We start from the raw sequence: 20,548 nt of genomic DNA, 5'->3' as shown, positions 1-20,548 counted from the left end.
ATGCTGTAAGGACTATTAGTATGTAAGGAGTATATTATGACTAAAATTTTATTCATCTGTCACGGTAACATCTGCCGTTCTACGATGGCAGAGTTTTATATGAAGCATATTGTTGATAAGGCTGGATTAAGTGATTCTATTTATGTTGAATCTGCCGCTACATCTCGTGAGGAGATAGGCAACGATACTCATTATGGAACTAAGCAAAAGCTAGATGAAATGGGTATTCCTTATACTCGTCGTAAGGCTCGCCAAGTGACCGTTGATGACTATCACAACTTCGATTACCTCGTTATTATGGATGAAAATAATGGACGTAATTTAAAACGTATCATTGGAGATGATGTAGATGCTAAGGTGTATAAGGCTATGTCTTTTATTGGTGATAGCCGTGATGTAAAGGATCCTTGGTATACGGGGAATTTTGATGAAACCTATGACGATGTAAGTCACAGTTGCGATGCTCTATTAGAATTAATTAAAGAGAGTCTTTAATTAAAATATCCCCTAATATTAGTTGATATACAACTTAATATTAGGGGCTTTTCTATATGAACCTAGTGTTTGTATATACTTTGTACTACCGAACCATAGCGTTATATGGTATAATTTTTAGGTATTCATGCGCCTATAGCTCAGGGGATAGAGCGCCGGTCTCCGGAACCGGGTGCGCAGGTTCGATTCCTGCTAGGCGCACCAAATAAAAGGCTTCTCGATTTCGAGAAGCCTTTTTATGTGTCTTTATTCTTTAGGTTGATGTATAGTTCAGAAAATTATATGTTAGCATCTATATTTAGTACAACGAATTCCTCGTGCTTGGAATTCATTCATCAGTAAGTCTATTGATTTATCAATGATTTCTTCATTAGTTATATATACCATCTTTTTGTAATAGACAGTACCATCAAATTCTATCCAACGGCTTGTTTTACCATTTAGTTTGCAAATTTGCATTCTGCCGGCCCAGCTGCCCATGCTACGGAATTTTTTACCTTTAGAAAAACGTACCTCACGAATATCGCTTAATTTAAATGTTCTTCTTACTAAGCCAATGCCTATAGAGACTTGATCATCCTTAAAGTAAAGAAGTTTATAACGCTCTTCAGGAGGCATAGATCTAATTATAGATAAGTTATAAGTAGCAAAAACTACAGCAATAGCGATCAATAGAAACATAAGTATTATCATATATTTTCCCATACTTTCAAAGCCTCCTTTTCTTTATTATAATAAATATAAATAATATATGAAACAGCTATATTAATTCTAGTAATAGGAGAGAAACGAATGGAAATACATGCACGAACTACTAAATGGAGTATTCAATAATTTATGCTTCATGAATGAAATTTCATATTTCTTATATATTCGGTATGATATAATATTCTCAAATTTGCATTGTTATTTGTAATAGAAATGGAGAGGGTTCTATGCTTTCAACACTAATATTTTTCTTAATTGTATTCTTGATTTACTTCTTTATTAAGCAATACAATTTATTGCAAAATTTGACTGTAGAGATAAAAGAAGCACGTGCTAATATTATCGTTGCTTACGAGAAAAAGGTTGCTATCGTAAACCAATTTACAGGTCTTGTAAATGAGTATGGTGATTATGAAAAACTAATTCAGTTGAAAGTTTCTGATAACTTTGTAGAAATGGCTCGTGAAACATCTAAGGCGGTACAAAATATTACTGCCTTAGCAAATCAATTCCCTGATTTGAAAGCCAATACTCAATATGGTAAATTCTTAGAAGCTATTAGCGAAAACGAAACATTTATTTCCAATAAACGGGAAATTTATAACTATGCAGTTAAGCAATACAACAGTGCTATCGCACAAATTCCGATGGTATTTGTAGCATCCTTATTAGGTTTTAAACAAGCTCCGTTCTTTGATCCAAATAATGAAGGTGCGTTGGCTGAGTTCAGTGGTGCCGATCCAGAAGCGATTAAAGAGCTTGCATTGAAAGGTCGCGATAAATTAAAAGAAACTACTGATAAAGTTAGTGAGTCCTTTGAAAAGAGAGAACAAGAGGCACAAGCTAAGCGAGAAGAACGTATCAGACAAGAGCGTGAAGCTGCTAATAATGAGAGTGTAACGACTGAAGAGAAAACTGAAACAGAAGCTCCTAAAACTGAAGAGGCGCCTGCTCCGGTAGAGAAAAAAGAAGAGAAATAATCATATACTCAATTGATGTATATGAGCAGATAGTATAAACCTATTTGCAAAACGAGAGATAAAAGACTCCACTTACTGAGTGGAGTCTTTTGTTTTTGTAAAAAGCACATTCAATAGTCTTTATGTGAAAATACATATTTAATAATATTGAAATAGCATAATAAATGTGACTTGAGTAACACATTTTATTTTGAGAATGATGTACAATAAAAATAGCTATATGAAAATCTGAACCTCCTAGACGGAACACTAGGCATATAGGGGAGAGTTAAATTACATTGTAAATTTAACTGAGTGAAAACTACTTATAACTTATATATCTATAGCTTGTACATATTTGTATGTAGCTAATTAGAGGGGATATTATGACAAATACAATACAAGAGCTTACGGTCAACGAAGCTTGGCGCGATGAGCAAGATGCGTGGAATCACCGTTCCGAATATTTTGTGGAAATGCACAATCGAGAGGATCGAAAAGCACAAGTAACTGAATTTTTAGCATTTTTAAAGGATGAAAATCTATTACCCGCAGCTGGTGGACGCACTTTAGACATAGGCTGTGGCGTTTGCGATTATGCCCTAGGATTAGCACGTGAAGGGTATAAGGCAACAGGTATCGATTTATCTGACGGTATGATTCGAGGTGCTAAACAATTGGCAGAGGCAGAAGGTCTTGACTTGAGCTTATATATCGCACCTTGGTCTGATGAAACACGTCGAGAACTCAGTTGGGATAAGAGTTTCGACTTGGCGTATAGCATTTTCTGTCCCATCATGTTTGATGTAGAAAATATTCGTGCCATGCACGAAGCAAGTCATGATAAATGCTTGTGGATTGCTTTCAGCGAGCGCAGTGATGAAATGGTAGATATGTTATCTGAACATTTCTTTGGTCGCGACTCATTCCCTTGGGATGGAAAGATGAAAGAGTGCTTAGAGGCTATCCATGAAATAGGGCATAATGTGAAAGTAACTTATAAAACGGTTCCTGAAACAGAGGTTATGTCTCTTGAGAAGGCTGTTAATTACTTTACTATGCGCCTTCATAATAACGGCTGGGGCGCAATAGATGATATGAAAGAAGAGATTAGAAATCTCATTGAACCACTAGCTATCAATGGTGAAATTCATAATAAGACCGTTGATAAGGTCGCTTGGGTTTCTTGGTCTGTGAAATAGGAGATTAACGTGACAGTTGATGAAAAACGTAAGTTAGAACTAAAAACTATGTACCAAATTATTGGCATCTATTGTCGTGATAAACACCACACGCCTAAAGGTGAACTATGTGAGGAGTGCCAAGACGTTTGGCATTATGCAGAGCATCGTATTGATGTATGTCCACATATGGAAAGTAAAACCTTTTGCAGCGTATGTAAAACACATTGCTATGGACCAACATATCGTGAAAAGATACGTGAAATCATGCGATATGGTGGGCCTAGAATGTTATTTGTATCACCGATCCAAGTAATTAAACATATGTATCTTGAATGGAAAGACAAAAAAAGAGGCTAGCACTGCTAGCCTCTTTCTTAATGGATTTATCACATTTTTATGTAATACTAGATTACGCGATTGCTTTGTCCAATACAGCTTTGATTAAAGCTTTTGTTTGTTCATAGCTTTCACCAGGTTGAGCCTCGTATTGTTTGTCGAGGTCAAACCACAAGTTTGGATAGTATTCATATGGATGAGTTTTGAAGAGCTCGTGAGCATCTTGATCTTCAACCCAGTTAATATGAATATCTGCGTATGCAGGGTTTTCTGCAACGAGTTCATCGATAGCGCGGAATGCGTTTGCGCAGTAAGGGCAACCGTTCAAGTGGAAACCTAAGATTTCTTTCATGTTACACAGTCCTTTCCAGATAGAATCAACACATACTTATATAATTTGAGATTTTATACATACTCATGTACCACAACATATGATACTATATTGAGTATAACACATCTATATAAGATATTCAATTTTTTAGATATAACTAATGAGAATATTGAGAATGCAATATGCATGTATTACATAGATAAGGAGACACCTATGATTTCAGGCGCGCAGTATTTGGTAAAAGCCCTTCAAGAGGAGCAGGTAGAAATCTTATTTAACTATCCTGGGGCTGCTACTATTGATATTATGGATGAATTATATAAACAAGATCAGGTAAAGGTTATTTTGCCTCGTCACGAGCAAGCCTTAGCTCATGCTGCTGATGGGTATGCTCGTAGCACGGGTAAGGTAGGGGTTTGTATGGTAACCTCTGGGCCTGGTGCTACCAATCTTGTAACAGGTATTGCTACTGCTTATGCAGATAGTGTGCCTCTCGTTTGTATTACTGGCCAAGTAGACTTAGGTCTTATGGGCAATGATGCCTTCCAAGAGGTGGATACAGTTGGTATCGTCCGTAATATTTGTAAATATGCTGTCACTGTGCGTGATCGTAAAGACTTAGGTCGCATTTTGAAAGAAGCTTTCTACATTGCTCGTACCGGTCGTCCAGGTCCTGTAGTAGTAGATGTTCCTAAAAATATTCAAAAGGCGATGGGGTCTGATGAATATCCTACAGAGGTTAATATTCGCGGTTATAAACCGAATATGGCTGTTCACGTAGGGCAAGTAAAAAAAGCTTGCTCCATCATTTCTAAGGCTAAGCGACCACTGTTCCTATTAGGTGGTGGCGTCAGCATTAGTGGTGCCAACCAGCTTATGATGGATTTAATTGAAAAAACAGGCATTCCAGTTGTAACGACCTTGATGGGGAAAGGGGCCGTAGATACACGTCATCCTCTATACCTCGGTAATGTAGGGATTCACGGCGGCTATGCACCAAATGTGGCACTCACAGATTGTGATGTAATGATTTCTATTGGTACTCGCTTCAATGACCGCATTACGGGTAAATTAAGTACCTTTGCACAAAATTGTAAGATTATTCATATCGATGTAGATGCAGCATCTATCTCTAAAAATATTAAAGTAGATATTCCAATCGTAGCCGATGCTAAATTGGCTATCGAAAAACTCTTAGAGTATATTGAGCCTCATGATCTTGGTGATTGGCCTGAACAACTGCAACAGCTTAAAGCAGAACGTCCTGTAACGCAAGCTGATGAAGAAGGTTTAACACCTCAAACAGTAATTGACTACATCAATAATCACTATGATCGTCCAATTGTTACTACTGACGTAGGTCAAAACCAACTATGGACTACTCAGTTCTTAGAGGTACAAGGACAACACCAAATGCTGACTTCTGGCGGTTTAGGAACTATGGGCTATGGCTTCCCTGCAGCACTAGGTGCTCAAATGGGGAATCCAGATAAGCGCGTATTTGCCATCTGTGGTGATGGTGGAGTGCAAATGAACATCCAAGAGTTTGCTACCGCTATGCACTATCGTTTACCTGTGACGCTAATTGTTTTAAACAATGGCTTCCTCGGTAATGTTCGTCAATGGCAACAATTGTTCTACGATAAACGGTATGCTTGTACGAATTTGATGATGGATGAAAGCTCCATTGTTACACGAGATATCATTGATAATGATGAGTTTGAATATGTGCCAGACTTCGTGAAATTGGCAGAGGCTTATGGTGCTAAGGCAATGCGCATTACTAAAGTTGAGGATATTGAAAAAGGGTTCCAATTGGCGGATACTTTCAAAAATGGCCCAACCTTACTAGAGTTCATCATTCCTACAGAGCTCAACGTATTGCCAATGGTACCAGCAGGTAAATCTTTAAGTGATATGTTATTAAAGGATAAAAAATAGGAGGGGCTATGGAAGTACATATGAAAAAGCGCTGCATTTCAGCGTATGTAGAAAACCAAATCGGCGTATTGGCCAAAATTTCAGGCCTCTTTGCAGGTAAAAACTATAATTTAGATACATTGACGGTAGGGGAAACAGAAGATCCTACTATGTCTCGTATGACGATTGACCTTACTTGCGATGATTTGACGTATGAACAAATTATTAAACAATTGAACCGCAGTGTAGAGGTCATTAAGGTTATCGACTTTACGGATATGCCGATTACGAAAAAAGAGTTATTATTTATCAAGGTTAATAACTGTAAAGAAGCAGATAAACAAGAAATCTTTCGTATTGCTCAAACCTTTGATCTCTTAGTGGTGGACTATAACCGTAAGTCTGTACTGATACAATGTGTAAAGACCGTATCTAAAAATAATGACATGATTGCCTTATTTAAAGATATGTTCGTGAATCGCATTGAAGTTGTACGCGGTGGTAGCGTGGCAATCGAGGCATTATCTACACCTGATAAATAAGAGATGTTTTAAATCTAACTTAAGTCCATTTATAATGTAAGTGTATTACAGAAATGGTAATGGTTTAGAGTGTGTAGAACTGCATATGATATAATATTTATATCGACCATTATTGATGTAAAGACCTTGGTTGCTGGCCAAGGTCTTTTTTTATAGGAGGTACTATGAGTTTATTAGATGATATTTTGGCCCATAATAGAGAATACGTAGAAGATCAAAATACAGGTTATGTAGATATCGATACAAAATGTAGTAAAATGCCAAGTCGCGAAATGGCTATCGTTACATGCATGGATACACGCCTTGTCAATTTCTTAGAGGATTCCATGGATATCGGTCGCGGTGAAGCAAAAATCGTTAAGACTGCTGGCAACTGCATTACAGGTCCTTTTGATGGAGTTGTACGCAGTTTGTTAGTCTGTATCTATGAACTCGGTGTTAATGAAATCTTTATCATTGGTCACCACGAATGTGGTATGGCTAAAACAACAGCTGAGAACTTAACACAAAAAATGTTAGCTCGTGGCATTGCACCTGAAGCGATTCACATGGTGCGAAAAGAAATGGAACGCTGGGCAGATGGCTTTACACATCCTGCTGAGAATGTAGAGGATACAGTAGACGAGTTGCGCATGAACCCATTAATTCCTAAAGATGTGCCTATACACGGTCTCATCTTCCATCCTAGAACTGGTGAAATCGAAGTTATCGTTAATGGCTATACACAAATGAAGCAATATTACGAAAAATAACAGATAAATCTTCTTTCTACCCAAATTAAATCGTTAGATGGTCTAGAATGGTCTTTTGATAAAGGCTCCACTAAGGTTTGTAGTGCTGACGAAAAGGGCTTAAAAAAACGCTGTAAAGTTGGTATAAAATATAGATTGCAGGTCGAGTTATCTCAAGCTGAGGCAGAAACTATTTGGATGGAATTTAGTCGCTTTTGGGGTGCCACTAATTTAAATCAGCTTGAAAGAGTATGTAGCAATGAAGAGTTGGGGCGCTATCAATTTATAGCTAATAACTCTATAGGCGATGAGCTTTCCTGTGATATCTATTTACCTAATGAATGGAACATACCGCAATTAAATATGTTGGGCTGTGTTTCTGCTAGATATAGAAATGTAGATGTTGAAGAAGTATAGCAAAATCTTATTTGACTTAAAGTTAAGTGTAAGTTTTATAATGTGTTCATATTAAATATTAGTCAAACAGTTTAGTTAATAAAGGAATTATATGAACAAAAAAAGATTAATTATATCCTTACTAGCTATTATTACCGTGGTTGGTGCTATTGTAGGTAGCTATGTATATAGGGATACTATATACAGTCGAATTGCTCGGACTGCAGCTGTTGTGAGTGGTCAAGAGATAAAACCGCTCCTTGATTCTGAAAGCCGTTATATTCGACAAATCGTAGCTCAAGATAATAGCACAAGCCGAACCATAATGTGGCAATCAGATAATAGCGAAGCTGATGCGGTAATAGAGTATCGTCTAGAGGGCGCTGAAAAGTCCCAAACGATAGGCGCTACAGATAAAGCTTTTACCGATGATGGTAGTACTACCTATATTCATGAGGCCACATTGACAGGTTTGACACCTAATACTAAATATGAATATCGCGTTGGTTATGGTAATGATCGTCGTAGTGATTGGTACTCTCTGGAAACAGCTGGCGTTAGTGTATATGATGTTCTTATCTATCCAGATTCTCAATCAGGGGATTATTCTCAGTGGGAAGAGATTGTAAAGGACTCAGCACATCGCAATCCAAGGACCGCTCTGTATATTAGTATGGGTGACCTCGTAGATAATGGAGAGCATGCCTATCAATGGCGCACTTGGTTAAATTCCATTAGACCATTGAGTGCTAATGTGCCGTTAGCAACGACCTTAGGCAATCACGAGATGTATACATTAGATTGGAAAATGCGTGAGCCTTATGCGTATTTGAATTACTTCGCAGTACCGCCTAATGGGAATGAAATTTTTAATCGTCGTTATTATTCCTATGACTTCGGTGATGTTCATTATGTTGTATTAGATACGCAACTTTATGAAAGCAATCATGACGACAATCATGATACGCATCATCCAGATCTTTATGATGTACAGATTCAATGGTTACGCCAAGATTTAGCAGCTAATACTAAAAAGTGGACTGTAGTCCTCATGCATCGGGATCCATTCCAATATGCCTTTGATCGCCCTGGTGCAAGTCGTGATGTAGGATTCAACGAAGAGGGCGTATTGTTTATGCCTATCTTTGATGAGTTTAATGTAGACTTAGTTCTGTCAGCTCATTTACATTCCTATCGTAATAGAGGGCATGTGCGCAATTTTGATCGAGATTCATCTGGTCCTCTTTATATCCTTACTGGAATCGCAGGTGATGCTCGCCGTCCTAAGTGGAAAGCGCATCCACTAGATGTATATGTTGCGCCAGATCGTGACAAAAATAACTATATGACTATGACTGTTACACCAAATAAATTGATTGTAAAAGCATTCTTGCCTGATGGTACACAGCTCGATGAATCAGTCATTGAAAAATAAGATTATAATACTAAATAAGATGAAAGAGAGAAAAGACACCTTCTTTGAAAGGTGTCTTTTTGTTTTTATACTAAAAAAATATTAGCCATATATTAATTGTTTTTATGAGAAATCTCCTAAGACTGTAATATGTTAACGTTAAGTTTACAGTTCTATGACTAAAATTAATTTGTAATATATCAAATAAAAATACATAAATTACGTATAAATACTTGTGATTTATGATTTGAGGTATTATAATACGTACATAAGTTATAAAAATACACAAAATACGTATAAATAATACATGATGTGTATAAAGGAGGTACAGTAATGAATACATTACAAGATTTAATTAAACAATACGCCTCACAATATATAGAACAAGTTATAGCATGGCGGAGACATATTCATAGTCATCCAGAGTTATCTGGTGAAGAGCAAAATACATCTTTATTTATTCAAAAGGTTCTCACCGAACTAGGCATCCCTTTTGTAAATGATATTTCTGACTATGCGGTAATCGGCAAGATCGAAGGAGCTCATACAGGTCCCGTTATTGCATTGCGTGCCGATATAGATGCATTACCCATTCATGAGGAAACAGGTTTACCATTTGCGTCCCAAAATAAAGGTGTTATGCACGCTTGTGGACACGATAGCCACATAGCGATTTTGCTTGGGGCCGCAGCCATTTTACAGTCTATAAAAGACCAATTGCACGGCACTGTAAAGCTCGTATTTCAACCTTCGGAAGAAGAGGCTTTATTCCCAGGTGCTCAAGGTATTGTAGATAGCGGTATCCTCGATGACGTAGATGAGATATATGGTCTTCATGTGTGGCCTCAACTACCAGTGGGAACTGTAGGACTGAAAAAAGGTAATCTCATGGCTGCTTCGGATCACTTCCTCGTACACATTAAAGGGAAGGCTACTCATGGTGCGGAACCTCACAATGGGATAGACGCCATCGTGGCTGCTGCAAACTGGATTGTTAATGTAGAGTCTATGGTGGCTCGTGAAACGAATCCAATGGAAAATCTTGTGTGTACTATCGGTGTCATCAATGGTGGTGACCGATATAACGTAGGCTGTGGTGATGTGTATCTAGAGGGCACTTGCCGTACCTATGAACCAGAAAAACGAGATTATATTGAGCGACGATTAGGTGAAAGCTTACAGGCACTTGATGTGATGTTTAAAACAGAAAGTACTTTAGATTATAAACGTGGTCATGGTGCTACTATCAATTATCCAGAGGCTATTGATTATGCCACATCTATCGTAGAAAAATACCTTGGTAAAGAGGCGGTGGTACATCCCGATTTTCCATCCATGGCGGCAGAGGACTTCTCCGCATACCTAAGTAAAATTAAAGGTGCATTCCTTTGGTTAGGCACAGGCTTTGAAGGTAATCCTGCCTTGCATAACGCATGCTTTACCATTGATGAAAGCATTCTGGAACCTGGTATAACAATGATGGCTGCTATTGCCGCCGAATTTTTACAAGAAAAGTAGTTAAATAAGTAGTTTGAAATAAGAGGTTATCATGAAGAGTTTACAACATACATCATTTAAAACAATGCTTCAATACACACCAGAAGAAATTAAATACTTCTTGGACTTAGCAGCAAAATTGAAAGCAGATAAAAAAGCGGGTAAAGAAATTAAAACATTAGAAGGCAAAAACTTCGTTCTTATCTTTGAAAAAGATTCTACCCGGACTCGTTGTGCCTTTGAAGTAGGTGCTGCGGATCAAGGGGCTCAGACAACATATCTTGGCCCTACAGGTTCCCAAATGAATAAAAAGGAATCCTTAAAAGATACAGCTCGTGTTCTAGGATCTATGTATGATGCTATCGAGTTCAGAGGCTTTGCTCAAGAGGATGTAGATACCTTGGCAGAATATTCTGGGGTTCCTATTTGGAACGGTCTTACCGATATGGATCATCCTACACAAACACTAGCGAATTTTTTGACGCTTCAAGAAAATATTGATAAACCATTGAATGAAATCTCCTATGCTTATGTGGGTCATGGTCAATCTAATATGTGTAATGCCTTAATGAGTGGCGCCGCTAAAATGGGTATGGACTTTAGACTTATCGGACCTAAACAATACTGGCCAGCCGGTCCATTCTATGAAGAATGTTTGAAGGTTGCAAAAGAAACAGGTGCTACCATCACATGTACAGATAACGTAGCTGAAGGGGTTAAAGGCTTAGATGTAATTTATACAGGTGTATGGGTAACTATGGGTGATACATACGATATGTGGGAAGAACGTATCAATACGTTTAAACCATTCCAAGTTAACGCTGAAATGATGGCATTAACAGGTAATCCAAATACCAAATTCTGTCACTGCTTGCCAGCATTCCACAATACAGAAACACAAGTAGGTAAAGATATCTTTGAACGGTTTGGCATGAATGGTATTGAGGTAACGGAAGAGGTATTTGAAAGTCCAAATTCCTTAGCATTCCAAGAAGCAGAAAATCGTCTCCATACGATTAAGGCCGTTATGGTTGCTACCTTTAGTGACTATCCAATGAAATAATTTCATCTCCCTAGAAGGTGATGAATCGTATAGTTTGTTTCCTATTTATAATCGCTGAAAGTAATAACTGAGAATTGAATAAATAGGTGTGAGTCACCAATAGGTGAGAATTGAGGTTTACTATGACACCCTATAAAGTATTTATTGTCGGTCATGAAGGCACAACAGGTTTAAGAATTCATGAACGGTTATCCGATAGAAAAGATATAGAGCTATTAGCTACAGCTGATGAGGATCGTAAAAATGTGGAGGCTATTAAAGAGGTAGCTAAAGGGGCAGATATTGTATTTCTCTGCTTGCCTGATGCGGCATCTAAAGAGATTATGGCTGCTATCGGTGAGCTACCTTGTAAGGTAATTGATACATCTACTGCGTTTAGAACTGCTGATGAATGGGCCTATGGTTTCCCAGAACTCGGTACTGATTATAAAAAGGCTATTGCCACAGAAAAACACATTGCAAACCCAGGATGTCACGCGAGTGGCATGATTGCTTGCATTGCGCCCCTTATAAAAGCAAATCTTGTGCCAACAGATTATCCTTTCACCATTACATCCTTAACCGGCTATAGCGGTGGTGGTAAAAAAATGATTGGCCAATATGAAAGTAATCCAAAGGATTATTTCCTCTATGCACCGCGCCAATATGGTCTAAGTCAACAACATAAGCATTTGCCAGAAGTTCAACATGTATGTGGTCTTAGTGAAGCACCTATTTTTATGCCTATCGTTGACGATTATTATTCTGGCATGGAAGTAACGGTAGGCGTTCACAGTCGTTTATGTCAAAAGCCAATAAGCATTGATACAGTGCAACAGGCATTGGAAAACTTTTATAAAGGTAGCCCGATTATTACTGTCGTACCATTTACTGAGAACAGTAATATCGGCATGTTAAATGCAAATCAATTGAGCAACACAGATAGCATGAAAATCTATGTGACTGGCAACGATGAACGCATTATGATTCATGCTATTTTCGATAATTTAGGTAAAGGTGCATCTGGTGCAGCCGTTCAATGCATGAATATTGCGTTAGGCTTGCCAGAAGAGACTGGATTAGCATTGGGGTAGAGGTAATACTATGAAGGATGTATCAAACGCAATGCGGGCGCAGATACTAACGGCGGCCGTTCCATATATAAAACAATATACAGATCAGTACGTAGTCGTTAAATACGGCGGCAATGCCATGATTGATGAAGAATTAAAAAAATCTGTTATGAAGGATTTGTTATTACTCCAATTAGTAGGCGTAAAGGTTGTTCTCGTTCATGGCGGTGGTCCTGCCATTAATAGTACTTTAGAGGCTATGAATATTGACTCCCATTTTGCTAATGGTTTACGCGTTACCGATGAAGCGACGATGGATGTTGTACAAATGGTGTTAGCTGGTAAGGTTAATAAAGGTCTCGTAGCAGATCTTACCGATCTTGGTGGTAAAGCAATCGGTCTTTGTGGTGTAGATGGTAATATGATTCAAGTTCACAAACAAAATGAAGAACTTGGGTATGTCGGCTCTGTAGATACCATTGATACGAGCATTATCCATGATGTCATTAGCCGTGGCTATATTCCTGTTATTTCGTCTATTGGTATGGGGGCTGATGGCAAGACATATAATATTAATGCTGATACGGTAGCCGCAAAAATTGCCGGTGCCCTTAAGGCAGAAACAATGGTGGCCATGACAAATATTGATGGTGTGCTACGTGATGTACATGATCCTAGTTCTCTAATCTCTAAAATCACTATGGCAGAGGCGGATCAATTAAAAGCAGAAGGTATTATTGCTGGCGGTATGATCCCAAAAGTAGATTGCTGCTTAGAGGCCATTAAATCAGGAGCTCAAAAGGTATTTATCATCAATGGTGAGATTCCACATGCTATTCTTATTGAGCTATTGACTGATGAAGGTCTTGGTACCATGTTTGTAAAGTAATACAGTAGGTATAACGATGGTAATTGTTTATTACTATCGTTACCTTTCACATAGATAGACGACGGCGCGACCGTACGTTCGGAGGATGTAATGAGTAATACAATGGATTTTGAACAACAAGATAAAGAATATATAGCCAATACGTATGGCCGGTTTAACGTATGTTTTGAAAAGGGGAAAGGCTCCCTTTTATGGGATGTAAATGGTAAAGAATATATAGACCTTGGCTCTGGCATCGGTGTAACGGCTTTTGGTGTAGATGATGACGAGTGGACTGAAGCTGTGACAAAGCAATCTCATGCATTGAATCATATCTCTAATTTATACTATTCCTTGCCACAAATTGAACTAGCCAAACAACTATGTGCTAAAACAGGTATGAAGAAGGTATTCTTCTCCAACTCTGGTGCAGAGTCTAATGAATGTGCCATCAAAGCAGCTCGTAAATATAGCCATGACAAATACGGTAAAGGTCGTCATGTCATCGTCACCTTGGTTAATAGCTTCCATGGTCGTACTATTACTACCTTGTCTGCCACTGGCCAAGATGTATTCCATCAACATTTCTTCCCATTTACAGAAGGCTTTATTCATACAGCCGCCAATGATATTGATGCGGCCTTAAAAGCTCTTGATAATCCAGCAGTTTGTGCCATCATGATGGAACCTATTCAAGGTGAAGGTGGCGTTATGCCTCTAGATAAAGAGTTCGTACAAGCAGTAACAAAATATGCTCATGAACAGGATCAACTCGTGTTAATCGATGAAGTACAAACTGGTAATGGCCGTACTGGTAGTCTATACGCATACCAACAATTTGGCATTGAGCCAGATGTAGTATCTACTGCAAAAGGTTTAGCAGGTGGCCTTCCTATGGGTGCTACATTATTCAATGAAAAGATGCAATATGTGTTAAATGCTGGTGCACATGCTACAACCTTTGGGGGCAATCCAATCTGTGCGGCAGCAGGCAATACTATCATTAATCGTTTAACACCAGAATTCTTAGATTCTGTAAAAGCAAAAGGGGACTATGTAAAAACTACCTTAGCAGGCAAACCTGGTATTCTAGGTGTGAGCGGCATGGGCCTCATGCTTGGTATTGAAACTACAGTAGATCCAAAAGCAGTCATTCCGAAATGTCTTGAAAAGGGCGTTGTATGCTTATCTGCAAAAAATAAAGTACGCCTTTTGCCAGCTCTTAATATTCCTCAAGACCAATTGGAAAAAGCGATTACCATTGTAGCTGAAGCTATTGAAGAGTTAGCTGTAAAATAATTTTAAGGATAACTTTCATAAATATCATTTAAAATAGTTACGTAACCGTGTAATTATTGGAATAAATCGATGAATATATAGACTTTAGTTCTCATTCGTGTTAACCTAGAAGAAACAGTCTATATTGGAGGAGTAAATATGAATACAGAATCCTTACGTAATGAAGTATTGGTTCCTGCTGTAGCAAAAACTTTGGATATTGCTGCTAAAGCAAAACCTACAAAAGAAGAACTTTTCACAACAGCAAAAATCACTGCTGCTGTGGCAGTTGCAACAGCTGTTGTATCCTTAGCGGTACAAGCAGTATTGCGCAACCGATAAGAAACTAAGAAAACGACATGGCACTGCCTGTCGTTTTCTTTTACTTTTACCCTGTTATTCCCCTTGATTATGGGATTTTATAAGGAGGCGATATCATGCATAGTCGCGATTTAATAGAACAATATAAAAGCTACGTTCAAGATTGGCGTAGATATTTCCATAAACATCCTGAGCTCAGTAATGAAGAATTTGAAACAACTAAAACCTTGGCTAAAGAATTAGAATCTATGGGCGTAGAGGTTCACGTCGATACAGAGCGGGGCATCGGCTTAATTGGTATCATTCGAGGTGGTAAACCTGGCAAAGCCATTGCTTTGCGCGCTGATATTGATGCATTGCCTGTTCACGAACATAATACAGTAGACTATAAATCAGAAACTGAAGGCAAAATGCACGCCTGTGGTCACGATGGTCATATGGCTATTTTGTTAGGCGCTGCAAAGATGTTAATGTCTATGAAAGAGCGCATCGAAGGCGACGTATATTTAGCCTTTCAACCTGCTGAGGAGACAGGAGCGGGTGCACCAGATTTCATCAAATTTGGTGATTGGTATGATAAGATAGATGCTATCTTTGGTGGTCATGTATGGATTGACTTACCAGCAGGACTCATATCTGTTGAGGAAGGTCCTAGGATGGCTGCAAGTAGTCAAATTACTATCAATGTAAAAGGTAAGCAAGGCCATGGTGCACAGCCACATCAAGCAGTGGATGCTATCGTAGTGTCTAGTGCCATTGTAATGAACTTGCAGACTGTAGTGTCTCGTAATGTGAGTGCCTTAGATTCTCTTGTACTCACTATTGGTAATATTCACTCTGGATCTGAATGGAATGTTATCCCTGGTGAAGCTAAAATGGGTGGCACCATTCGATTCTTTGACCCAGATCAAGAAGAGTACTATGTAGAATCCATACGACGCGTAGTAGAACATACTGCTGAGGCTTATGGAGCAACTGCTACATTAGAATATGTAAAAAAAGTACCGCCTACTATTAATGATCCTGCATCTAGCGAATTGGCGGAACGTGTCGTTATTGATACATTAGGTAAAGATAAACTTTCTAAAATGCGTAAAGTAATGCCAGGCGAAGACTTTGCATGGTATTTACAAGATAAACCAGGTTGCTTTGCTTTTATTGGGATTCAAAACCCTGAAATCGAGGCTACGTACGATCATCATAATAATCGATTCAATATGGATGACTCCGTACTATCTGCGGCATCAGCCGTATATGCAGAATATGCTATTGCATGGTTAAAAGAGCATAAATAAAAGTATAAGAAGGAATAAAAGTACTGTTATCTTAGGATAATAGTGCTTTTTCATTGTATCTTTATTTATCTTTTGTGCATGATATAGGTATAATATAGGTATAACATGGGTTTAATACAAGTGTAGTATACATCTTATATAGGTCTAATATATATTCTCTAGTTGAGAGGTGCTTATTTATGAATATAGTTATATGTATCACCATTATTGCTATTACAGGTATATTGTTAATGAAGCGCTATCAACCACAGCCAGTTTTAATTGGTATGGGGATTCTCATGATGTTTATTGCTTATGAAGCAAATTGGATTGATGCTATACTCGTTGAGTCTCAATCTACAGGTGTCTTAGTATTTGATGCTATGGATATTGTGCGAATTACGACGTCCGAGAATATAGTAAATTTAGGCCTCATGATTATGACCTGTGCTGGTTATGCAAAATATATGGAACATATTGGGGCTGGGACGAGATTGGCACATACATTTATACGTCCTTTATATCGTCTGAATCGCCCATATATTGTACTGGCCCTAATGTTTCTTCTTAATATGGGACTGTCTATTTGTGTACCTAATCCATTGAGTCTTGCCCTCCTTATGATGGTTACTATGTATCCCGTATTGCTTCGCCTTGGAGTGAGCCCAGTGGGGGCTGCAGCGGTTATTGCTACGGGACATCTCATGGACGTAGGACCTGGTGCGGTATCTACCTTACTCATTGCAAAGACCTTGAATATGCCCGTGCCAAACTATTTTGTAGGCTACCAGTTGCGTCTTTATTTCTTAGTCGCTATTGTGACGGCTATAGCACACTTTTTCTGGCAGAAATATCGTGATCGAGTGGAGGAACCTAAGACTATAGATGCTTGTGAAAGTATTCCAGAGGCTCCAATAGGGCCTAAGCTGTATATGATATTCCCATTATTACCATTGTGTTTTATCTTGGGCTTTAGTCAATATGGTTTTCCTGGTGTGAAGATGAATGTAACCCTGGCTATGATGCTCGCTTTTGGTATTGCCTTGTTAGCGGAATTGATTCGACACCGTGATTTACAGGCAGTCCTTAAGAGTACGACGATTTTCTTTGAGGGTATGGGAAACCAGTTTTCCTATGCAGTGACCCTTATTATAGGGGGACAAATCTTTGCGCAAGGTTTAGTTAGTCTGGGCATTATTGACTCATTGGTTAGTGCGCTACAAATACTATCTCTTAACTCCGTTGAACTTACCTCTGTCCTAGGGGGCGGTATGTTAGGTCTTAGCATGGTAACGGGCAGCAATGTGGCACCTTTATTTACATTAGTTCCACTAGTACCAAATATCGTAGCTCATTTAGGACTTGATCCGATTACTACTATGCTTGGTATGCAAAATGGTGCAAGCCTAGGATTATTCCTTAGCCCTATTAGTCCCGTAATGGTCGGCGTAGCAGGTGTGGCGCATATTAAGTCAGTAGACTTACTTAAACGAACTGCTGTTCCTGTTCTTGTGGCATTACTTACAAGCTGTGTGGGGATATGGATCCTTTACTAACTGACATCTAAAATACTAATTAGTTATATTTAACCACATATACTTTATATTGCTTTTTAAATTTAGTTTAAATTTACAAAACCCTCTTTACATGTATCGTAAAGAGGGTTATTATATTCCAAGATTAAATCATATGTAATTAAAATGGTTTCCTGCAATGATGCAAGTTTTAGCGCTTTGCGGATAAAAAAGGACCTTTCTTCGCCGGACGGTTCTAGAAGCCAGAAAGGATGTAATGAGCAATCAAGTTTCTATTTCAACAGCAAATATTCGTGGTGCCTTTGGAGGATTCTTTATCCCAGGTATGTATACAGCTTTATGGGCTGGCTTTGTGCCATATTTAAAAGCAAAGCTTAGTATCGGTGAAGATGTACTGGGTTCCATGATTTTAGTGCTCGGTGTAGGCTCTTGTTTGTCCATGGCCATAGCTGGTAAGCTAGTAGAGAACTTTGGATGCAAGAAAGTCGTTTTACTAGCTAGCTTTATTGGCATGTTATCTCTTGCGGTTGTTACCATGTGTTCTACAATTGCTACGACCACAGCCGCTTTGTTCTTCTTTGGTATTGGCGTCGGACTCAGTGGTGCGTCTGCCAATTTACAAGCTATTTTGACCGAAAAGGTGAGTAAGAAACACTTAATGGGTGCCTATCACGGTGGGTGGAGTTTAGGCGGTTTTGCCGGTGCTGGTGTTTTACTGGTGCTCTTAAAAATATTATCCTTACCTGTTAATGAAAGTATTTGGGGACTTCTCATCGTATTATTTATTGCCATGGTTGTGGTTAGCCAATTTATGTTGACCTTTGGCAGTGATCCAAATGCAAAGGTTACAAAAAAATCTAAAAGCCCATTATCTTTCCATCCCATTGCCATTATCTTTGGTCTTTTATCCTTTGTATCTTACTTAGTTGAAGGTGCAGTAGGGGATTGGAGTGCGTTATACCTGTTCGAAGATAAAGGTATCGTTATCGAAGAGGCTGTTATGGGCGTTATGCTATTTAATGGTACTATGTGTATCGGCCGCTTGCTGGGGAATACAATTGGTAAACATTTGACCTCTAAACAAGTTGTTATTGGTGGGTATTTGTTAGGCGCTATTGCAATGGGCCTTATCGTATTCTTACCTGGCTATGGTTCTATGTATACCTACTTATTACTTGGTATCTCCTTAGCTATGGTAGTACCAAACTTGTTCTCTGCTATGGGGGAACAAAATGTAATTCCTATGACACAAGCTGTGGCAACATCTACAATGCTAGGCTATATGGGAATTTTGATGGGACCAGCATTGATTGGTTTCATCGCTCATGGTACAAGTCTTACTGTTGCATTTATCGTATTGACTGTATTACTCGTAGTAAGTGCAGGTATTGGTAAATACGCTTATATGTTAATGGATAAATCAAAAGAAACTGAAGTTTAAACTTAAATAATAGCCCCAGAGACAATGTGTCTTTGGGGCTAATTTTTTATATTGAAATATTATTTTTAAAAAATATTACCTCATAATCAATAAGGAGAAGGGGATACAAAAAAGCCACAGGGTGAACCTGTGGCTTTTGTATGTAGTATTGATTTTAGCGATCGCCGTTGAAGATGGAGTTTTTAACAAGTACGTAGTCTACTTTGCGGATTGCTTGTAAAGTAGTGCCGCCAGCATAAGAAATAGCAGATTGTAAATCTTGTTCCATTTCAACTAATGTATCAAAGATAGAACCTTTGGAGTCGATGAAGATTTTTTTACCTTCTACGTTTTTGCGTTCCCCTTTTTGGAACTCAGAAGCAGAACCAAAGTATTCTTTTACTGCTTTACCGTCAACAATTTTTTCATCTCCTGGGGATTCTTCGTGACCAGCAAAGAGGGAACCGATCATAACCATAGTCGCACCAAAGCGAATAGATTTAGCGATGTCGCCATGGTCACGGATACCGCCATCAGCGATGATAGGTTTTGTAGCTGCTTTTGCGCACCAGCGAACAGCAGCTAATTGCCAGCCACCAGTACCAAAGCCAGTTTTTAATTTAGTGATACAAACTTTACCAGGACCAATACCTACTTTAGTAGCGTCAGCACCAGCATTTTCAAGTTCACGAACTGCTTCTGGTGTACCAACATTACCAGCGATAATGAACGTTTCAGGTAAGTTCTTTTTAATGTATTGAATCATTTCGATTACTGCATTGGAGTGACCATGTGCAATATCGATTGTGATGTATTCAGGTGTTAAATTTGCTTTTTTGAATTCATCAACTAAAGCAAATTCTTCAGCTTTTACGCCGATAGAAATGGAAGAATATAAGTTAAGGTCGTGCATGCGTTTTACAAAGTCCATACGACGTTGAGGTTGGAAACGATGCATGATATAGAAATAGCCTTCGCGTGCTAATTTTTCAGCCAACTCTTCGTCAATGATAGTTTGCATATTTGCAGGCACCACTGGTAAGCGGAATGTGCGTTTACCTAATTTTACATGTGTATCACATTCGCTACGGCTACTGACGATACATTTATTAGGAATCAATTGCACGTCTTCATAATCAAAGATGTTCGTTGTGTTAATCATAGTTTCTATATCTCCTTCGGGTATTACATATTGAACCTGTACCATTATACAAGAGACTCGCA

21 protein-coding genes and 1 tRNA gene are annotated in these 20,548 nt (G+C 38.5%); 19 read left to right on the top strand and 3 right to left on the bottom strand.

Going from position 1 to position 20,548, the window contains the following annotated elements; translation table 11 throughout:
• Positions 1-36 precede the first annotated feature (36 nt).
• Both KH364_RS06785 and KH364_RS06780 read left to right on the top strand, forming a co-directional pair.
• Positions 37-495, top strand: coding sequence for a low molecular weight protein-tyrosine-phosphatase (locus tag KH364_RS06785; RefSeq protein WP_273299061.1), 459 nt, complete (start codon positions 37-39; stop codon positions 493-495).
• Between the two features lie 129 nt (positions 496-624).
• Positions 625-699, top strand: a tRNA-Arg gene (locus KH364_RS06780).
• Positions 700-780: 81 nt separating this feature from the next.
• Here KH364_RS06780 and KH364_RS06775 read toward each other — a convergent pair.
• The gene (locus KH364_RS06775) at positions 781-1,200 is read right to left on the bottom strand and encodes a hypothetical protein (RefSeq protein WP_273299060.1); all 420 of its coding nucleotides are present in this window, start codon (positions 1,198-1,200) and stop codon (positions 781-783) included.
• A 230-nt stretch (positions 1,201-1,430) separates the two neighbouring features.
• Between KH364_RS06775 and KH364_RS06770 the strand changes: the two genes are divergently transcribed.
• The 3 genes from KH364_RS06770 (at position 1,431) to KH364_RS06760 (ending at position 3,703) form a co-directional block, all read left to right on the top strand.
• Positions 1,431-2,183, top strand: a complete 753-nt coding sequence (locus KH364_RS06770; protein WP_265138646.1) for a LemA family protein — start codon at positions 1,431-1,433, stop codon at positions 2,181-2,183.
• Between the two features lie 365 nt (positions 2,184-2,548).
• Positions 2,549-3,364: a class I SAM-dependent methyltransferase gene (locus KH364_RS06765; protein ID WP_273299059.1), complete on the top strand. Its 816-nt coding sequence runs from the start codon at positions 2,549-2,551 to the stop codon at positions 3,362-3,364.
• A 9-nt stretch (positions 3,365-3,373) separates the two neighbouring features.
• Positions 3,374-3,703, top strand: coding sequence for a nitrous oxide-stimulated promoter family protein (locus KH364_RS06760; RefSeq protein ID WP_054746914.1), 330 nt, complete (start codon positions 3,374-3,376; stop codon positions 3,701-3,703).
• 52 nt (positions 3,704-3,755) lie between these two features.
• Here the strand turns inward: KH364_RS06760 and KH364_RS06755 are convergent, their stop codons facing one another.
• On the bottom strand, positions 3,756-4,034 hold the full coding sequence (locus KH364_RS06755) for a glutaredoxin (protein WP_273299058.1): 279 nt from the start codon (positions 4,032-4,034) through the stop codon (positions 3,756-3,758).
• 192 nt (positions 4,035-4,226) lie between these two features.
• On the opposite strand from KH364_RS06755, the gene ilvB reads away from it, so the two are divergent.
• From ilvB to KH364_RS06685, 14 genes are all read left to right on the top strand, one after another.
• Entirely contained in the window at positions 4,227-5,954 is a 1,728-nt protein-coding gene (ilvB, locus tag KH364_RS06750; RefSeq protein ID WP_273299057.1) for a biosynthetic-type acetolactate synthase large subunit, read from the top strand.
• 8 nt (positions 5,955-5,962) lie between these two features.
• The gene (ilvN, locus tag KH364_RS06745) at positions 5,963-6,475 is read left to right on the top strand and encodes an acetolactate synthase small subunit (RefSeq protein WP_105082012.1); all 513 of its coding nucleotides are present in this window, start codon (positions 5,963-5,965) and stop codon (positions 6,473-6,475) included.
• 164 nt (positions 6,476-6,639) lie between these two features.
• The gene (locus tag KH364_RS06740; protein WP_273299056.1) at positions 6,640-7,227 is read left to right on the top strand and encodes a carbonic anhydrase; all 588 of its coding nucleotides are present in this window, start codon (positions 6,640-6,642) and stop codon (positions 7,225-7,227) included.
• A 177-nt stretch (positions 7,228-7,404) separates the two neighbouring features.
• Positions 7,405-7,623 (top strand): hypothetical protein, encoded by a 219-nt coding sequence (locus KH364_RS06735; RefSeq protein ID WP_273299055.1) that lies wholly within the window; start codon positions 7,405-7,407, stop codon positions 7,621-7,623.
• A gap of 91 nt (positions 7,624-7,714) precedes the next feature.
• Positions 7,715-9,037 carry a metallophosphoesterase family protein gene (locus KH364_RS06730; protein WP_273299054.1) on the top strand — a complete coding sequence of 441 codons (1,323 nt, stop codon included), beginning with the start codon at positions 7,715-7,717 and terminating at the stop codon, positions 9,035-9,037.
• 312 nt (positions 9,038-9,349) lie between these two features.
• Complete coding sequence (locus KH364_RS06725; RefSeq protein ID WP_273299053.1) at positions 9,350-10,534, top strand: M20 family metallopeptidase; 1,185 nt, start codon at positions 9,350-9,352, stop codon at positions 10,532-10,534.
• Between the two features lie 28 nt (positions 10,535-10,562).
• Positions 10,563-11,576, top strand: coding sequence for an ornithine carbamoyltransferase (argF, locus tag KH364_RS06720; RefSeq protein ID WP_288188093.1), 1,014 nt, complete (start codon positions 10,563-10,565; stop codon positions 11,574-11,576).
• Positions 11,577-11,698: 122 nt separating this feature from the next.
• Positions 11,699-12,649 carry an N-acetyl-gamma-glutamyl-phosphate reductase gene (gene argC / locus KH364_RS06715; RefSeq protein WP_273299052.1) on the top strand — a complete coding sequence of 317 codons (951 nt, stop codon included), beginning with the start codon at positions 11,699-11,701 and terminating at the stop codon, positions 12,647-12,649.
• 10 nt (positions 12,650-12,659) lie between these two features.
• Positions 12,660-13,517, top strand: a complete 858-nt coding sequence (gene argB / locus KH364_RS06710; protein WP_273299051.1) for an acetylglutamate kinase — start codon at positions 12,660-12,662, stop codon at positions 13,515-13,517.
• 90 nt (positions 13,518-13,607) lie between these two features.
• Entirely contained in the window at positions 13,608-14,795 is a 1,188-nt protein-coding gene (locus tag KH364_RS06705) for an aspartate aminotransferase family protein (protein ID WP_009351042.1), read from the top strand.
• 138 nt (positions 14,796-14,933) lie between these two features.
• Complete coding sequence (locus tag KH364_RS06700; RefSeq protein WP_009351246.1) at positions 14,934-15,116, top strand: hypothetical protein; 183 nt, start codon at positions 14,934-14,936, stop codon at positions 15,114-15,116.
• A 95-nt stretch (positions 15,117-15,211) separates the two neighbouring features.
• Positions 15,212-16,390: an amidohydrolase gene (locus KH364_RS06695; RefSeq protein ID WP_273299050.1), complete on the top strand. Its 1,179-nt coding sequence runs from the start codon at positions 15,212-15,214 to the stop codon at positions 16,388-16,390.
• Between the two features lie 179 nt (positions 16,391-16,569).
• The gene (dcuC, locus tag KH364_RS06690; protein ID WP_265138656.1) at positions 16,570-17,925 is read left to right on the top strand and encodes a C4-dicarboxylate transporter DcuC; all 1,356 of its coding nucleotides are present in this window, start codon (positions 16,570-16,572) and stop codon (positions 17,923-17,925) included.
• A gap of 235 nt (positions 17,926-18,160) precedes the next feature.
• A complete protein-coding gene (locus tag KH364_RS06685) occupies positions 18,161-19,345 on the top strand; it encodes an MFS transporter (protein ID WP_009351289.1) in 1,185 nt (394 codons plus the stop codon).
• 154 nt (positions 19,346-19,499) lie between these two features.
• Here the strand turns inward: KH364_RS06685 and KH364_RS06680 are convergent, their stop codons facing one another.
• The gene (locus tag KH364_RS06680) at positions 19,500-20,486 is read right to left on the bottom strand and encodes a GMP reductase (RefSeq protein ID WP_009351075.1); all 987 of its coding nucleotides are present in this window, start codon (positions 20,484-20,486) and stop codon (positions 19,500-19,502) included.
• Positions 20,487-20,548: the final 62 nt, after the last annotated feature.

Source organism: Veillonella sp. oral taxon 158 (assembly GCF_018376515.1).
GTDB classification, from domain to species: Bacteria; Bacillota; Negativicutes; order Veillonellales; family Veillonellaceae; genus Veillonella; species Veillonella rogosae.
The sequence above is the reverse complement of the archived record's forward strand: the minus strand, read 5'-3'. Positions and strand labels throughout refer to the sequence as shown.

Coding starts and splice junctions, on each gene's coding strand:
- KH364_RS06785 (WP_273299061.1), top strand. CDS start 37: ATGACTAAAATTTTATTCATCTGTCACGGTAACATCTGCCGTTCTACG.
- KH364_RS06775 (WP_273299060.1), bottom strand. CDS start 1,200: ATGGGAAAATATATGATAATACTTATGTTTCTATTGATCGCTATTGCT.
- KH364_RS06770 (WP_265138646.1), top strand. CDS start 1,431: ATGCTTTCAACACTAATATTTTTCTTAATTGTATTCTTGATTTACTTC.
- KH364_RS06765 (WP_273299059.1), top strand. CDS start 2,549: ATGACAAATACAATACAAGAGCTTACGGTCAACGAAGCTTGGCGCGAT.
- KH364_RS06755 (WP_273299058.1), bottom strand. CDS start 4,034: ATGAAAGAAATCTTAGGTTTCCACTTGAACGGTTGCCCTTACTGCGCA.
- ilvB (WP_273299057.1), top strand. CDS start 4,227: ATGATTTCAGGCGCGCAGTATTTGGTAAAAGCCCTTCAAGAGGAGCAG.
- ilvN (WP_105082012.1), top strand. CDS start 5,963: ATGGAAGTACATATGAAAAAGCGCTGCATTTCAGCGTATGTAGAAAAC.
- KH364_RS06740 (WP_273299056.1), top strand. CDS start 6,640: ATGAGTTTATTAGATGATATTTTGGCCCATAATAGAGAATACGTAGAA.
- KH364_RS06735 (WP_273299055.1), top strand. CDS start 7,405: ATGGAATTTAGTCGCTTTTGGGGTGCCACTAATTTAAATCAGCTTGAA.
- KH364_RS06730 (WP_273299054.1), top strand. CDS start 7,715: ATGAACAAAAAAAGATTAATTATATCCTTACTAGCTATTATTACCGTG.
- KH364_RS06725 (WP_273299053.1), top strand. CDS start 9,350: ATGAATACATTACAAGATTTAATTAAACAATACGCCTCACAATATATA.
- argC (WP_273299052.1), top strand. CDS start 11,699: ATGACACCCTATAAAGTATTTATTGTCGGTCATGAAGGCACAACAGGT.
- argB (WP_273299051.1), top strand. CDS start 12,660: ATGAAGGATGTATCAAACGCAATGCGGGCGCAGATACTAACGGCGGCC.
- KH364_RS06705 (WP_009351042.1), top strand. CDS start 13,608: ATGAGTAATACAATGGATTTTGAACAACAAGATAAAGAATATATAGCC.
- KH364_RS06700 (WP_009351246.1), top strand. CDS start 14,934: ATGAATACAGAATCCTTACGTAATGAAGTATTGGTTCCTGCTGTAGCA.
- KH364_RS06695 (WP_273299050.1), top strand. CDS start 15,212: ATGCATAGTCGCGATTTAATAGAACAATATAAAAGCTACGTTCAAGAT.
- dcuC (WP_265138656.1), top strand. CDS start 16,570: ATGAATATAGTTATATGTATCACCATTATTGCTATTACAGGTATATTG.
- KH364_RS06685 (WP_009351289.1), top strand. CDS start 18,161: ATGAGCAATCAAGTTTCTATTTCAACAGCAAATATTCGTGGTGCCTTT.
- KH364_RS06680 (WP_009351075.1), bottom strand. CDS start 20,486: ATGATTAACACAACGAACATCTTTGATTATGAAGACGTGCAATTGATT.